Source organism: Pandoraea captiosa, from assembly GCF_902459775.1.
GTDB lineage: Bacteria > Pseudomonadota > Gammaproteobacteria > Burkholderiales > Burkholderiaceae > Pandoraea > Pandoraea captiosa.
This window is the reverse complement of record NZ_CABPSQ010000007.1, coordinates 126,048-139,974: the sequence shown is the minus strand read 5'-3', so window position 1 is coordinate 139,974 and position 13,927 is coordinate 126,048. Positions and strand designations below refer to the sequence as shown.

The window sequence follows — 13,927 nt, the reverse complement described above, 5'->3', positions numbered from 1 at the left end:
CCAACGCGAGCGGTACTTCAGACGACTGCGACGCCGCTCAGCTCAGCAGAAGCGCGTCGTCGTCGAGTTGTTCGCCACGCGTGCGTTCGAACATCTGCAACAGGTCCGGCACGTCCAGCCCCTTGCGAGCGTCGCCCGCGACGTCGAGCACGACCTTGCCCTGGTGCAGCATCACCGTGCGCTCGCCGTAATCGAGCGCCTGACGCATGCTGTGCGTGACCATCATCGCCGTGAGCTTGCTTTCCTCGACGATGCGGGCCGTCAACTCCAGCACGAACGACGCCGTCTTCGGATCGAGCGCCGCCGTATGCTCGTCGAGCAGCAGAATGCGCGACGGTTGCAACGACGCCATGAGCAAACTCACCGCCTGGCGCTGACCGCCCGAGAGCAGGCCGATGCGGTCGGACAGACGGTTCTCCAGCCCAAGATTGAGCAGGCTAAGCTTCTCGCGAAAACGCTCGCGCAGTTCCTTGTTCAGCGCGAAACGGAAGCTGCGGCGCTCGCCGCGTTTGACCGCCAGCGCCATGTTCTCCTCGATCGTCAACGCCTCGCATGTGCCCGCCATCGGATCCTGGAACACACGTGCGACCTGATTGGCGCGCTGCCACGCAGTCTTCTTCGTCACGTCGTTGCCGTCGATGGAAATCGTGCCCGAGTCGACCGACAGGTCGCCGCTGATTGCGTTCAGGAACGTCGATTTGCCTGCGCCGTTGGAGCCGATCACGGTCACGAACTGGCCCGTCGGGATTTCCAGCGACATGCCGCGCAGGGCACGATTTTCGATGGGCGTGCCCGGGTTGAAAGTGATTTTGAGGTCTTTTGCGCTCAACATGATCAGGCACCTCCGTTCTTGCGGGCGAACAGCTTGCGTCGGGTCGCAGGCAGCACGAGTGCCACCGCCACGAGCAATGCGGTCACCAGGTTGAGGTCCTGCGCCTTCAGACCGATGAAATCGCTATTGAGCGCGAGCGCGATGAAGAAGCGGTACAGCACCGCACCGATGACCACGGCCAGCGTCGTGAGAATGAGGCGGCGCGCCGGCAGGATCGTCTCGCCGATGATGACCGCCGCCAGACCGATCACGATGGTACCGATACCCATCGAGATGTCCGCGCCCCCCTGCGACTGTGCGAACAGTGCACCGGCGAGCGCCACGAGCGCGTTTGACAGCGCCATGCCCGCCAGGATCTCGCGGCCGGTATTCACGCCCTGCGCACGGGCCATGCGCGGGTTCGCGCCGGTCGAGCGCATGGCGAGGCCCTGCTGCGACGAGAAGAAGTAATCGAGACCGAGCTTCGCCACGACGACGACCACCAGCAACATCAGCGGACGCAGCACGTAATCCGGCAGCCACGCCGGCGCATTCTCCGGCAGGAGCATCGTGAAGACCGTGGGCGATGTGATCAGCGGCACGTTCGGTGCGCCCATCACGCGCAGGTTCACCGAGTAGAGCGCGATCATCATCAGGATACTGGCGAGCAGATCCATGATCTTCAGACGCACGTTGAGCCAGCCGGTAATGAACCCCGCCACCGCACCGGCAGCCATCGCCGCGAGTGTCGCCGCAAACGGATTGGCGCCGTTCGCGATCAGAATGGCGGCGGTAGCGCCGCCCAGCGCGAAACTGCCGTCGACGGTCAGGTCGGGAAAATTGAGGATGCGAAAGGAAATCAGCACCCCGAGCGCCACAAGGCTGAAGATCAGACCGATCTCCAGTGCGCCCATCAGAGAGAAAAAAGACATGTTCGTCGTTCCACTGCGCAAGTCAGCCCATGCCGGATCTCGGCATCGGCGCCCGCGCGGCCGAGTCGGCCAGTTCAGGTCATAAACGGTCGTTGTACGACCGCGTTTCGGGGGGAGCCATCTCGCCCGTTCGATAGGAAAAGAGCGGCGGGGACAGATCGTGTCCGGGCGCCGCCCTATCGCTTGCCGGCGAAGCGAACACCGCCCGCTTCACCCGCATCGCACGCGTGATTCGCGTGCTGGCTTCTCGTTACTCTTTGATGACCGTCTTGGCTTCCTTCACCAGATCGTCCGACAGCTTAACGCCTTGTTTGGCGGCAGCAGCCGTGTTGACGAACAGTTCCAGATTCGAGCTGGTCTGCGAAGCGATGGCGCCCGGCTTCTCACCCTTGAGGATGCGGCCGACCACCTTGCCGGTCTGACGGCCGAGGTCGTAATAGTTGATGCCCAGCGCCGCGATGGCGCCGCGCTTCACGCTGTCCGTGTCCGAGGCCACCAGCGGGATCTTGCGATCGTTGGCCACCTTGACCAGCGACTCGTACGCCGACACGACGTTGTTGTCCGTGTTGGTGTAGATCACGTCGACCTTACCGACCAGGCTGTTGGCCGCCGAGCTGATGTCGACGGTGCGCGGCGCGGCGGCGGTCTGGAGCTTCAGGCCAGCGGCCGGCAGCAGCTTCTCGAGTTCCTTGACCACCACGACCGAGTTGGCTTCACCCGGGTTGTACACCATGCCAACGGTCTTCGCGTTCGGCACGACACGCTTGATGAGCGCCACTTGCTTGTCCAGCGGCAGCTTGTCCGACACGCCCGTGACGTTGGTGCCCGAAGCGTCCCAGCTCTTGACCAGTTGCGCGGCTACCGGATCGGTCACGCCCGAGTACACGAGCGGCACCGACTTGGTCGCGGCGGCCACGGCTTGTGCTGTCGGGGTTGCGATACCGATGATGGCGTCCGGCTTGTCGCCGACGAACTTGCGCGCGATCTGCGCAGCGGTACCCGTGTTGCCCTGGGCGCTCTGATATTCCCACTTGAGGTTCTTGCCGACCTCGTAACCTTCTGCCTTGAGTTCGTCGCGCGCGCCATCGCGGATGGCGTCAAGGGCCGGGTGCTCCACGATCGCCACGACCGCCACCGACTTCGTATCGGCCGCGAATGCCGCGCCGGTCGTCCCCAACAACGTTGCGGCCACCGCGCACAACACGGTGCGCTTGGCGTATTTGCCCATCGTCGACATCGAAACTCCTCCAGGAATGTTGCTTAATAGGTGTAATTAGGTGTGAGCAGGTGCGATTGGTACGCCAGCCCGGGTCTCTGCGGGCGTTCTTTGGATGCACACAAAGCGTGCACCTGCGCGTGGGGCACAGTCTACCCACATCCCTGTCAGCGAACAACGGTTGCCAACGCAACTTCCGCCGAGGCCCGCCGAACATCGGATTGCGCCCAAAGGCTGGCAGATTGATGCGGCAATCGGAAAAAAAATAGTCGATTCGGTCTTCGTTGCAGTGAACCGCGCACGTTCATGCGTAGCGTTCAACCCGTGGGATCCGCCGAAAATCGGAATAATCGTGAGTTGTTCGCCGGGAATGAGCGTTTTTTGCACAATAAATAGGCGAGCGACGTCCCACTTTTTGCATCGCTACCGGTATGAATAGCGAATGAAAGTCGGATATAGGCGAGGTGATGACGGTGCATGTCACGGCGGACATGCCGGGTGGGGAAGCCTCATCAGCGGATGACGAGATCCCCTTCAGAAGCGATTACCGAGCCATCGCGCTATCAAGGAGCGTTGTGGCTCTCGTTGAGCCCGAGCGCGGCCACTTCGCTGCGCGAGAGGCGGCGGATTTCGACCTTGGCGTGCCCGGCACGGATGAAATCGAGCTGTTTGGCCGCGCCAAAGGACAGGTCGATGATGCGATTGCGCGTGTAGGGTCCCCGGTCGTTGATCTTCACGACGACGCTCTTGTTGTTATTGACGTTACGCACCAGCGCGAAGCTGCCCAGCGGCAACGTGGGATGCGCTGCCGTCGGCTCGTTCATGTCGAACGCTTCGCCGGTGGCGGTGCGCCGGCCATGGAAGTTCTTGCCGTACCACGAGGCCATGCCGGTCTGAAAGAAGGTGCCCGCGTCGGCGCGCAGGCGAGCTTCGCCGTCACGTTCCGGGGCATCCGGGTCGCCGGGATTGAGGCCTTCGTTGCGAAAGGAGCGGCCCGGCCATTGCAGGTCGAAACTGGAACCGACCGGCGAATTGGCCTCGCGCGCACGGGCGCGCGCGCCTGTCGCCGAAGTGGCGGCAGCCGTCTGGCTGGGGGGTTCGAGCGGCGTTGTGCAGGCTGTCAACGTCAGGGCGAGGGCGCAGCAGACCGCGAACCGTGTGAGCATGTCGCGTGTTCGCATAGCCCGCAAGTCTAACACGACCCAAAAGTCCACCCATCAGCGAGCGTTCACTTACGTGCCAGGACTTGATTACAAAGCGTTACCCCGGTTTAGGGGTTGATGCCCAACGAGCGCTTCCCGAAAGCGTGCGCAGCTGCGTACGGCAACGCCGGAGACAGTGCTACGGGCGGCGACATCTCGGGCCGAATACAATAGACAAAAATTGCGTCCCCGGTCACTCATGAACGTCACCCTGATTCCTGTTACGCCTTTCCAGCAAAACTGCACTCTCCTCGTATGCGACGCCACGAAGCGCGCTGCCGTGGTCGATCCCGGTGGCGACATCGACCGGATCGTGGGCGAGATCGAACGCCAGGGGGTCACGCTCGAGAAGATCTTCCTCACGCACGGCCATCTGGACCATTGCGGTGGGTCGGGCGCCCTGGCGGCAAAGTACAACGTTCCCATCGAGGGCCCCCACCCCGACGACGCCTTCTGGATCGACCAGCTCGAAGCGCAGAGCGCGCGCTTCGGCTTTCCCGAGCCCGAGCCGTTCACGCCCGATCGGTGGCTGGGAGACGGCGACACCGTCTCCTTCGGTGAGGTCACGCTCGACGTCTATCACTGCCCGGGCCACACGCCGGGCCACGTGGTGTTCTTCTCGAAGGACGAGCGTCTGGCGAGCGTAGGCGACGTGCTGTTCGCCGGCTCCATCGGCCGCACCGACTTTCCACGCGGCAACCACGCCGACCTGATCGCGTCGATTCGCGACAAACTCTGGCCGCTGGGCGACGATGTCACGTTCATTCCGGGCCACGGCCCGGTATCGACATTCGGGCAGGAGCGCCAGACGAACCCGTACGTCGCCGATGCCGTGCTGGCGCGGAGCGCCTCATGAGCGAGGCGATGTCCCGGACCCCGTCGCGCATCATTCCCGTCGACGAGGAGATTTTCGTCAGTACCGATGTCGAGGCCGACGGCCCGATTCCCGGCCCGCACTCGATGCTCAGCTTTGCTTCGGCCGCCTACACGGCGGACAAGGAGCTGATCGGCACCTTCAGCGCCAACCTCGAATGTCTCCCGGACGCGAAGGGGCACCCGCTCACGATGAAGTGGTGGAAGACGGAGCCGGAGGCGTGGGCGGCATGCCGTGTCGATCCGGAAGACCCGGCCAAGGCGCTCAAGGCCTACGTGAAGTGGGTCGAGAAGCTGCCCGGCAAACCGGTGTTCGTCGCTTACCCGGCCGGCTTCGATTTCACGTTCATGTTCTGGTACATGATGCGTTTCGTGGGCCGCTGCCCCTTCTCGTGGTCGGCGCTCGATATCAAGACGCTCGCGTTCGCCATGACCGGCATGCCGTACCGCAAGTGCATCAAGCCGCGGCTGCCGCAGGTCTGGCTCGACCCGCTGCCGCACACGCACGTGGCGCTCGATGACGCCCTCGAACAGGGCGCCCTCTTCTGCAACATGCTCGCCGAGCTACGCGAACAACAACAGACACTCTCCGACTTGCCCGGCTGGCGTGGCGCCGGGCTCACCGCCAATGCGGATGCCCCGGTGTTCGGCACGGCGGCAGCCAACGCCACGGCAAACGCAGCCGATGCAGCCGACGGCGCAGCGGATGCCGAATCGCCCGAGACCGGCCCCGGCAAGGACAGCCCGGCACACGGCTGAGGCCGAAAGGCCGAAAGCCCGAAAGACGGCGAAAAAAACGACAAGGGGCGCGACGTATTTGACGTCGCGCCCCTTGTTTGCTCTTCGCCTCAAGCCGATCCAGCCTCAAGTCGACCCTGCGGACTGGCTTACAACACGTCGTTCACCAATTCCGGCGGACGCGCGATCACGGCCTTCTTGCCGTTCACCACGATCGGGCGTTGCAACAGCTTCGGATGTTCGGCGACAGCGGCGAGCAGCGCGTCGTCGCCGAGCGATGCGTCGGCCAGTCCCAGTTCGGAAAATTCCGTCTCGTTGCTGCGGATCATCTCGCGCACCGGCACGCCCAGCAACTTGTGCAGCGCCTTGAGGTCGGCCAGCGTGGGTGGCGTCTTCAGATACTCGATGATTTGCAGATCGCCGCCGGCGGGGGAATGCTCGACCAGCGCCAGCGCTTCGCGCGACTTCGAGCAGCGCGGGTTGTGATACACGGTAATCATGGTCACTCCAATGCGTCCAAAAAGCGTCCGGCGTGAAAGGACCTGCCGATAGCCGGACTGCCCCGTCACCCCTGGAACGTGCGCTCCGAGTATGCATGGTATCGTCGGAAGCCGCTACCCACAGACATCCTCGGACATCTTCGGATATCCGCTTCCACCCTCAGGAGACAGTGACATGGCAGGACGCTTCATCAGCATCAAGTCGCGCGACGGCAAAACCTTCCAGGCCTATCTGGCCACGCCGGACAGCAAGGGCGCAAGCGAGGGCAAGGGTCCCGGACTGGTGTTGTGTCAGGAAATCTTCGGTGTGAACGCCTACATTCGCGAACTGGCCGACCGCTATGCCGAAGAAGGATACGTCGTGCTTGCGCCGGACCTGTTCTGGCGAATCGAGCCCGGCATTGAACTGGGCTATTCGCCGGGCGACTGGCAGCGTGCATTTGCGTTGTTCCAGAGCTTCGACGTCGATCTGGGCATGGAAGACGTGGGCGCGAGCGTCGACGCGTTACGCGCACTCCCCGAGTGCGTGGGCGGCGTGGGTGTCGTCGGTTACTGCCTCGGCGGCAAGCTGGCGGCACTCTCCGTCACGCGCACGAGCGCAGACGTGGCGATCGGCTACTACGGCGTGGGGCTGGAGCAGCATATCGACGAGATCGCCGGCGAGCACGCGCCGCTCGTGCTGCACGTGGCGGAACTCGACAAATACGCCCCACCCGAGGTGCGCGACACCCTGACCGAGCGGCTCGGCAAGCACCCGAACGTCACCCTGTATCTGTATCCGGACGCCGATCACGCCTTCGCGCGCCCCGGCGACCACTTCAATCGCGCCGCGACCCAGCTCGCGCATCAGCGCACCATCGGCGCCTTGCGTCGCGCCGTCGGTCCGCACTTCGACTTCGCGTCGCTTTGGGAGACGCATTGCGCTTACGAATTCGCCATCCGCGAAATCGATCCGTTGATGAAGACGATGGTGGCCGAGCCTTACGTCAATCACATCCCGACGATGACCGGCGGCGTCGGGCATCAGCAACTGGCGCACTTCTATCGCAATCACTTCGTCAACAGCAATCCGCCCGACACCCGACTGATTCCCATTTCCCGCACTATCGGCGCTACCCAACTGGTCGACGAACTGTTGTTCTGCTTCACGCATACGACGCCCGTGGACTGGATGTTGCCGGGCGTCGCGCCGACGGGACGCCGCGTCGAGATCCCGCTCGTCGCCATCGTGCGATTCCGGGGCGACAAACTCGAGCACGAACACATATATTGGGATCAGGCGAGCGTGCTTGTGCAAATCGGTTTGCTCGACCCGACCGGATTGCCGGTGGCCGGTGTCGAAACCGCACGCAAATTGCAGGATGAGAATCTGGCGTCCAATGCCCTGATGCCGAACTGGTCGTTTGGGACCCGGGCGCAGTAGTCCCGCGCCACGTGCCGGACCGGGCGGCGGCGCACGATGTCCCGTCGATCGCACGGTCCGGCCAGAACCAGCAGTCAAAACAAGAAGACGTGTCGCGAACGTTGCGGGAGACCCGCCATGAAGACGCAACTTTCTCCGCGCAGGCATGCCGTCCACGCATCCTGCGCTCGCGCCCGTGCCACGACGGCGATTGCCGCCGCCACGCTCGGGCTCGTCGGCACCTTGATGGTGAGCGGCTGCGCCAATCCGGATTTCGAGCCTAAAAAACCGCTCATCCTCAATTTCCCGGCTGGCCGGCCACCGCTCTCGGGGCTGGATCAATACAAGATTGCAGCCGCGCAGCGCGTGACCGAGGTCAACGCCCGCCAGATCACGCCGGGCAACCCGCAACCCATGCTGCGCTCGGTCGTATCGCTCGAATACTGGGTGGATCGCAACGGCAATATCACGGCTGTCGCGCTTTATCGAAGCAACGGCGACCACGAGGCCGAACGCATTGCCATCGCCAGTCTGCGACGTGCCAGTCCGTTACCGGCACCCAGCCGGGCGCTGGTCGACAGCAGCGGCCGGGTGCGCGCCATCGAGACCTGGCTCTTCAACAACGACGGACGGTTCCAGTTGCGCAGCGTGGCCGCGCCTCAGATCGACGGGCAGTGATATCGTGAGGGCATCGGCCCGTGTTGGGCGACGGAGACTTTCATGCCGCGATTTGCTGCGAATCTGACTCTGCTTTATCAGGAAGTGCCATTTCTCGACCGGTTCCGCGAGGCGGCGGGCGATGGCTTCCGGGGCGTCGAATTTCTGTTCCCGTACGAGTACCCGGCTCAGGAAATCCGCAAGCGGCTGGACGACACCGGCATGACCCAAGTGCTCTTCAACGCGCCGGCGGGCGACTGGGCAAGCGGGGAGCGAGGCATTGCGGCACTGCCCGGGCGACAAGCGCAGTTTCGCGACGGCATCGAACTTGCTCTCGACTACGCCGATGCGCTCGGTTGTCGTCAGTTGCACGTGATGGCCGGTTGTCCCGAGGCCGCAGCGTCGCCTGAACAATGCCGCGCCACGTACCTCGAAAATCTGGCGTATGCGGCCGATCAGGCAGCGGCTCACGGTGTCACCATCCTGATCGAACCCATCAACCCGCGCGACTTTCCGCGCTATTTCCTCACGCGCCAGGATCAGGCGCACGCCATTCGACAAGCCGTGGGGGCGAGCAATCTGAAGGTTCAGTTCGACGCTTACCATTGCCAGATCGTCGAAGGCGATCTGGCAATGAAATTGCGCCAGTCCATTGCCAATATCGGTCACGTGCAGGTCGCGGGCGTGCCCGCACGCCATGAACCGGATACGGGGGAGGTCAATTACCCGTTCCTGTTCCGCCTGCTCGACGAATTGGGATATGCCGGATGGGTCGGGTGCGAGTATCGCCCCCAAGGCGCAACACGCTCGGGGCTGGGTTGGCTCAAACCTTGGCTAAGGGCGACGGCGACCCAATAGCAAAGCCGGGGCGAACGATGCAAGGAAGCGGGAGGCGAGGAAGCGGTGCGGAATTGAGTTACGCACACGTGAATCGATTTCCGAAATGATCGCCGACTGTACGCCGATAGGTTCTCCGAAATTCATCGGACGTCGAAATAATTCGACCTTTAACCAGGCCTGCGTCGGAGAAAGGCTTAGGAAAGATGTAGGACGAAACAGGCAAAAAAAATGGCGGGACACACGGGCCCGCCAAAACCACACGCTACGGGGTTAGCGCGAGGAGACCAGATTCGGAGCACTGTATCGAACCAGCCTGCAAACGACGCCGGGGGACGTCTTTTGCCGATACAGTCGCGCTGTCGCGTTACCGGGGGATAAGCACTTCAGCGTTGAGATGCATTGTGGTGGAAACGTATGGACGGAGGGGTAACAAAGTGTTTCAGGTTGTAACACCTGGCCTGTTACACGCCCCGCGCCACGCGCTTGCACGCCTTATTCGGCAAGGACTTCGGAGTTGTGCCATCAATCGCTATTTGCTTCGTCGTCCTGAATAACTTGCCGCGCGACGCATTTCCGAACGTCGATTCAACCAGTTTCTCCGACGGCCATACCAAACGCACGCTCGACATTTCAACAGCGACTCACATTCGCCGATTCCACGCGTTCGCCTTGGTCCATCTCTGCCCGACCCTGGCCATGGCTCGTCGCGCGCCATGCAATTGCGGCTCGCCGCCAGACCCGTCGAGACTTGCCCCGTCTCAAACGTACCGCCCGGCAATGTGCTAACTTCATTCTTTGTGCGTGGCAACAAAGTGAACACAAAGTGAGCAATGGACACCATTGAACGTTTGGGTCGGATACTTTCGCGCGACCGGGTGATTGCGGTCGTGGGCCTGTCGCCCCGGCCTGACCGGCCGAGCTTCACCACATCGCGCTACATGCAGCAGCATGGGTATCGGATCGTGCCGATCAACCCGCAGGCTGCCGACTCCGGCGAAAAGATATTGGGCGAGACCGTCTACGCGAGCCTGACCGAGGCCGCCGACGCGCTGCGAGCGGAGGGCGTGCGCATTCAGATGGTCGACTGCTTTCGCCGCAGCGCCGACATTCCGCCGGTCGCCGACGAGGCCGTGGCCATCGGCGCGACAAGTCTGTGGATGCAGTTGGGCATCGAAAACGACGACGCGGCTGCCGTGGCACTGGCGGCCGGGCTCGATGTCGTGATGGACCGGTGCGTCAAGATCGAACACCAGCGGTGGTTGATGCAGGGCGGGGGGCTGCTCAAGCAGGTCAACGACCGATGAAGCGCCGCTTCGCTACGTCTTGAAATACGAAAGTCCTTTTCTTTCTTCTCTCTCGCTAACGATAATTCCGACGCCGCCATGACCATCGACGCCGATCTGCTCGCCTATTACGACCTGATGGCGCGCAAGTACCCTACCCCCGAAAACGCGCCTGCGCCCACCCCACAACAAGTCCGGGCGCAATTCGCGACCGTGGCGGTCGAGGCCTTGCGTCCGCTGCCCGCGGGGTTGCGAAGCGAGACGTTCGACATTCCGCTGCCCGGTCGCACGTTGCGCGCGCGGCTCTATCGTCCGATCGGTCGCACGGTGCCGCTCGTCGTGTACTTCCATGGCGGGGGTTGGGTCGTGGGTGACGTCGACACGCATGGCACGGTGGCGGCATTCCTGGCGCAGGACGCCGACGTCGCCGTTCTGAGCGTGGATTACCGGTTGGCGCCGGAGCATCCGTTTCCGGCGCCGGTCGACGATGCTCGCGACGCGCTGGCCTGGGCGGCGGAGCAACGAGCCCGTCTGGGCGTGACGCCGGATCGCCTCGGCGTTGCCGGCGACAGTGCCGGTGGCCATCTGGCGGCGCAGGCCGCGGCGTGGTTCAACGACAAGCACCCGGGCATCGTCGGTGCGCAGTTGCTGATTTACCCGGTGGTGCAGTACCGCTTCGACACGCCGAGTTACGAGCGTCTGGCGCACGGCGTTGGTCTCACGCGCGACGAGATGCGTTGGTATTGGAAGGAATTCCTCTCGGGCGTGGAACCGGCGGCGAACGACGTGCGGGTGAATCTGACGGCCGAAGCGCCGCGTCATCCGTTGCCGAACAGTCTGGTTATTGCGGCGGAGTACGATCCGTTGCATGACGAAGCGGTGGAATACGCGAAGTTCGTCGCACAGACGGGTGCGCGTGCGGAAGTGATCGAAGCCACGGGTTTGACGCACAGCTTTGCGCGGCTGCAGCCATTCGTGCCGCAAGCGAGGATGGTGATGCACGATGCCGCCCAGCGCCTCAGAGAGTGGCTGGGATGAGCGAAGCGAAGGTCAAGAAGACGACATAAAAAGACCGAGGGGTTTAAGCCCTGGGCAAAGCAGGCCGGAACAAGGGGGGCGCGTACCGCAGCGACTTTAAGTTGGAGCGCAGGGAAGCGCCCCCCTTGTTTCGGTGTCGCTGCGTTGTGGGAGAACGAGGAGAACGAGGCGAGCGACGTGAATAACGTGAACGACTCGAACGAACAGACAACGCTAGCGAACAATCACTTCAGGATCACTTCAGGATCACTTCAGCCACTTATCGACAACCGCCTGATATTCCCCGGTTTTCTGCGCGAGATTGAGCCACTGATCGACGTAGTGCTTGAAGACGTCGTCTCCCCGCGGGAGCAGATAGGCCTTCTCGCCGAACTGAAGCGGCTTGTCGGGATTGACCGGGCAGAGGGTCGGGTTGATTTTGTGCTGGAGGAGCGTTTCGGACGAATCCGTCACCATCACATCGGCTTTCCCGTCGGCGATTTGCTGGAAGATCGTGACGTTATCCGGATAGATCGTGAGTGAGGCGTTGGGCAGGTACTGGCGGGCGAAGCGTTCGTTGGTGCCGCCCGGGTTGGCGATGGCGCGCGTACTGGGTTTGTTCAGATCGGCGAGCGTCTGGTACTTCGCCACGTCCGCGCAACGCACGATGGGCGACTTGCCGTCGATCATGACGACCTTGCTGTAATAGGCGCGAGCGGCGCGATCGAGCGTCACCGAGATGCCACCGACGGCGATATCGCACTTGCCGGCGGTGAAATCGTCCATCAGCCCTTTCCAGGTGGTCGGCACGATCACCGGCTTTACGCCGAGCGACTTGGCGAGCGAGGCGACAAGGTCTACGTCGATGCCTTCGAACTGGCTGTCCGGGCGGCGATACGAGTACGGCTTGTAGTCTCCCGTGGCGCAGGCGCGCAGGGTGCCGGACTTCACGATGTCGTCGAGCCGCGAGTGGACTGCGGGCGTGGCGGACTGCGCCAGCGCGACGTTGGCCGAAAAGCCGGTGGCGAGAGTGACGGCGAGTGCCGCCCCCGCCATGAAGGCCGCGCGCGCGGCCGTCTTCATGACTGTCATGCTTGTCTCCGTGTTGTGCTATCGACGTGCTGATGAATGCGTCGTCGGCGCGACCGACGCACCGACGTCCTGTGCCGTCTTGACGCGGCACGCGGGACTTCATACTACTGATCGCCCGCGTGCGCGCCAACCCGCGCAAAAATAGTGTCCGGCGCGCGGCCATCAGCGTGATGTGCGACGTTTATGTGCGGCATAACCGCCCGCCACGCGACCGCCCCCGGATACCCGAGTAAAATGGCGGCTTGCCCAAAACCACCCCATCCCGCCGCGACGTGTCCCAAGCTCTGCAAAACGATACTTTCCTGCGCGCCCTGTTGCGCCAGCCGACCGAGTACACGCCGATCTGGCTGATGCGCCAGGCGGGCCGGTACCTGCCCGAATACAACGCCACCCGCGCCAAGGCCGGCAGCTTCCTGGCGCTGGCCAAGAATCCCGCCTATGCCACCGAGGTCACGCTTCAGCCGCTCGAACGCTTTCCGCTCGACGCCGCGATCCTGTTCTCGGACATTCTGACCATTCCCGACGCGATGGGACTGGGGCTGTCGTTCGAAACCGGCGAAGGCCCGCGCTTCGCGCATCCGCTGCGCACCGAGGACGACGTGCGTCGTCTTCGGGCGCCGGACCTCGACAGCCTGCGCTACGTTTTCGACGCGGTGAGCGAAATCCGTCGCGCGCTTAACGGTCGCGTGCCGCTCATCGGCTTTTCCGGCAGTCCGTGGACGCTCGCGTGCTACATGGTCGAAGGCGCGGGTTCGGCTGACTTCCGCACCGTCAAGACGATGGCGTACGAGCGTCCCGACCTGATGACGCACATCCTCGAGACCAACGCGCGCGCCGTCGCCGCCTATCTCAACGCGCAGATCGAAGCCGGTGCACAGGCCATCATGGTGTTCGACACCTGGGGTGGCGCGCTGGCCGATGGGCTCTACCAACGCTTCTCGCTTGCCTATATGAAGCAGGCGCTGGCCGGCGTGCATCGCGAGTGGAATGGCGTGCGCATTCCGCACATCGTATTCACCAAGGGCGGCGGCCAGTGGCTCGAAGCCATTGCCGACACCGGCCCGGACGCCATCGGTCTCGACTGGACCGTCGACCTCGCGGCTGCGCGTCGTCGCGTGGGGGATCGTTGTGCACTGCAAGGCAATTTCGATCCGACGGCCCTGTTCGCAGCGCCCGACGCCATTCGCACGGAGGTCCGCCGCCTGCTCGACGCTTACGGTAACGCGCCGGGCCACGTCTTCAATCTGGGGCACGGCATCTCGCAATTCACCAACCCCGAACACGTCGCAGCACTCGTGGATGAGGTGCATAGCTACAGTCGAACGCTTCGGCGCGCGACATAAGCCAGGCAAAAGCGACAATAT

General features: G+C 63.3%; 14 protein-coding genes. 8 read left to right on the top strand and 6 right to left on the bottom strand.

Annotated elements, in window-relative coordinates; genetic code table 11:
• Positions 1-37: 37 nt before the first annotated feature.
• From PCA31118_RS18115 to PCA31118_RS18100, 4 genes are all read right to left on the bottom strand, one after another.
• The gene (locus PCA31118_RS18115) at positions 38-832 is read right to left on the bottom strand and encodes an ABC transporter ATP-binding protein (RefSeq protein ID WP_150626494.1); all 795 of its coding nucleotides are present in this window, start codon (positions 830-832) and stop codon (positions 38-40) included.
• A gap of 2 nt (positions 833-834) precedes the next feature.
• The gene (locus PCA31118_RS18110; RefSeq protein WP_044457421.1) at positions 835-1,743 is read right to left on the bottom strand and encodes an ABC transporter permease; all 909 of its coding nucleotides are present in this window, start codon (positions 1,741-1,743) and stop codon (positions 835-837) included.
• A gap of 250 nt (positions 1,744-1,993) precedes the next feature.
• Positions 1,994-2,980 (bottom strand): ABC transporter substrate-binding protein, encoded by a 987-nt coding sequence (locus PCA31118_RS18105; protein ID WP_150626493.1) that lies wholly within the window; start codon positions 2,978-2,980, stop codon positions 1,994-1,996.
• A gap of 542 nt (positions 2,981-3,522) precedes the next feature.
• The gene (locus tag PCA31118_RS18100; RefSeq protein WP_150626492.1) at positions 3,523-4,125 is read right to left on the bottom strand and encodes a septal ring lytic transglycosylase RlpA family protein; all 603 of its coding nucleotides are present in this window, start codon (positions 4,123-4,125) and stop codon (positions 3,523-3,525) included.
• Between the two features lie 235 nt (positions 4,126-4,360).
• Here PCA31118_RS18100 and PCA31118_RS18095 point away from each other — a divergent pair, with 235 nt between their 5' ends.
• Positions 4,361-5,017: an MBL fold metallo-hydrolase gene (locus PCA31118_RS18095; RefSeq protein WP_150626491.1), complete on the top strand. Its 657-nt coding sequence runs from the start codon at positions 4,361-4,363 to the stop codon at positions 5,015-5,017.
• Between the two features lie 8 nt (positions 5,018-5,025).
• Positions 5,026-5,793: a 3'-5' exonuclease family protein gene (locus tag PCA31118_RS18090; protein ID WP_246190310.1), complete on the top strand. Its 768-nt coding sequence runs from the start codon at positions 5,026-5,028 to the stop codon at positions 5,791-5,793.
• A 128-nt stretch (positions 5,794-5,921) separates the two neighbouring features.
• On the opposite strand, the gene arsC is transcribed toward PCA31118_RS18090, so the two are convergent.
• Positions 5,922-6,272: an arsenate reductase (glutaredoxin) gene (gene arsC, locus PCA31118_RS18085; protein WP_150626489.1), complete on the bottom strand. Its 351-nt coding sequence runs from the start codon at positions 6,270-6,272 to the stop codon at positions 5,922-5,924.
• A gap of 175 nt (positions 6,273-6,447) precedes the next feature.
• Here arsC and PCA31118_RS18080 point away from each other — a divergent pair, with 175 nt between their 5' ends.
• The 5 genes from PCA31118_RS18080 to PCA31118_RS18060 all read left to right on the top strand — a co-directional run bounded on the left by PCA31118_RS18080 (position 6,448) and on the right by PCA31118_RS18060 (position 11,492).
• Positions 6,448-7,695: a dienelactone hydrolase family protein gene (locus tag PCA31118_RS18080; RefSeq protein WP_150626488.1), complete on the top strand. Its 1,248-nt coding sequence runs from the start codon at positions 6,448-6,450 to the stop codon at positions 7,693-7,695.
• A gap of 117 nt (positions 7,696-7,812) precedes the next feature.
• Positions 7,813-8,352 (top strand): energy transducer TonB family protein, encoded by a 540-nt coding sequence (locus tag PCA31118_RS18075; RefSeq protein ID WP_174990518.1) that lies wholly within the window; start codon positions 7,813-7,815, stop codon positions 8,350-8,352.
• A 42-nt stretch (positions 8,353-8,394) separates the two neighbouring features.
• Positions 8,395-9,189, top strand: a complete 795-nt coding sequence (otnI, locus tag PCA31118_RS18070; protein ID WP_150626486.1) for a 2-oxo-tetronate isomerase — start codon at positions 8,395-8,397, stop codon at positions 9,187-9,189.
• Positions 9,190-10,001: 812 nt separating this feature from the next.
• The gene (locus PCA31118_RS18065) at positions 10,002-10,475 is read left to right on the top strand and encodes a CoA-binding protein (RefSeq protein ID WP_150626485.1); all 474 of its coding nucleotides are present in this window, start codon (positions 10,002-10,004) and stop codon (positions 10,473-10,475) included.
• 78 nt (positions 10,476-10,553) lie between these two features.
• Positions 10,554-11,492: an alpha/beta hydrolase gene (locus PCA31118_RS18060; protein ID WP_150626484.1), complete on the top strand. Its 939-nt coding sequence runs from the start codon at positions 10,554-10,556 to the stop codon at positions 11,490-11,492.
• 246 nt (positions 11,493-11,738) lie between these two features.
• On the opposite strand, the gene PCA31118_RS18055 is transcribed toward PCA31118_RS18060, so the two are convergent.
• Positions 11,739-12,554, bottom strand: a complete 816-nt coding sequence (locus PCA31118_RS18055; RefSeq protein ID WP_044458611.1) for a transporter substrate-binding domain-containing protein — start codon at positions 12,552-12,554, stop codon at positions 11,739-11,741.
• 281 nt (positions 12,555-12,835) lie between these two features.
• On the opposite strand from PCA31118_RS18055, the gene hemE reads away from it, so the two are divergent.
• Positions 12,836-13,906 (top strand): uroporphyrinogen decarboxylase, encoded by a 1,071-nt coding sequence (hemE, locus tag PCA31118_RS18050; RefSeq protein WP_150626483.1) that lies wholly within the window; start codon positions 12,836-12,838, stop codon positions 13,904-13,906.
• Positions 13,907-13,927 lie beyond the last annotated feature (21 nt).

What these genes read in the sequence shown, in the direction of transcription:
- PCA31118_RS18115 (WP_150626494.1), bottom strand. Translation starts at nt 832, where the DNA reads ATGTTGAGCGCAAAAGACCTCAAAATCACTTTCAACCCGGGCACGCCC.
- PCA31118_RS18060 (WP_150626484.1), top strand. Translation starts at nt 10,554, where the DNA reads ATGACCATCGACGCCGATCTGCTCGCCTATTACGACCTGATGGCGCGC.
- PCA31118_RS18055 (WP_044458611.1), bottom strand. Translation starts at nt 12,554, where the DNA reads ATGAAGACGGCCGCGCGCGCGGCCTTCATGGCGGGGGCGGCACTCGCC.
- otnI (WP_150626486.1), top strand. Translation starts at nt 8,395, where the DNA reads ATGCCGCGATTTGCTGCGAATCTGACTCTGCTTTATCAGGAAGTGCCA.
- PCA31118_RS18065 (WP_150626485.1), top strand. Translation starts at nt 10,002, where the DNA reads ATGGACACCATTGAACGTTTGGGTCGGATACTTTCGCGCGACCGGGTG.
- PCA31118_RS18080 (WP_150626488.1), top strand. Translation starts at nt 6,448, where the DNA reads ATGGCAGGACGCTTCATCAGCATCAAGTCGCGCGACGGCAAAACCTTC.
- PCA31118_RS18090 (WP_246190310.1), top strand. Translation starts at nt 5,026, where the DNA reads ATGTCCCGGACCCCGTCGCGCATCATTCCCGTCGACGAGGAGATTTTC.
- PCA31118_RS18110 (WP_044457421.1), bottom strand. Translation starts at nt 1,743, where the DNA reads ATGTCTTTTTTCTCTCTGATGGGCGCACTGGAGATCGGTCTGATCTTC.
- PCA31118_RS18075 (WP_174990518.1), top strand. Translation starts at nt 7,813, where the DNA reads ATGAAGACGCAACTTTCTCCGCGCAGGCATGCCGTCCACGCATCCTGC.
- PCA31118_RS18095 (WP_150626491.1), top strand. Translation starts at nt 4,361, where the DNA reads ATGAACGTCACCCTGATTCCTGTTACGCCTTTCCAGCAAAACTGCACT.
- PCA31118_RS18105 (WP_150626493.1), bottom strand. Translation starts at nt 2,980, where the DNA reads ATGTCGACGATGGGCAAATACGCCAAGCGCACCGTGTTGTGCGCGGTG.
- PCA31118_RS18100 (WP_150626492.1), bottom strand. Translation starts at nt 4,125, where the DNA reads ATGCTCACACGGTTCGCGGTCTGCTGCGCCCTCGCCCTGACGTTGACA.
- arsC (WP_150626489.1), bottom strand. Translation starts at nt 6,272, where the DNA reads ATGATTACCGTGTATCACAACCCGCGCTGCTCGAAGTCGCGCGAAGCG.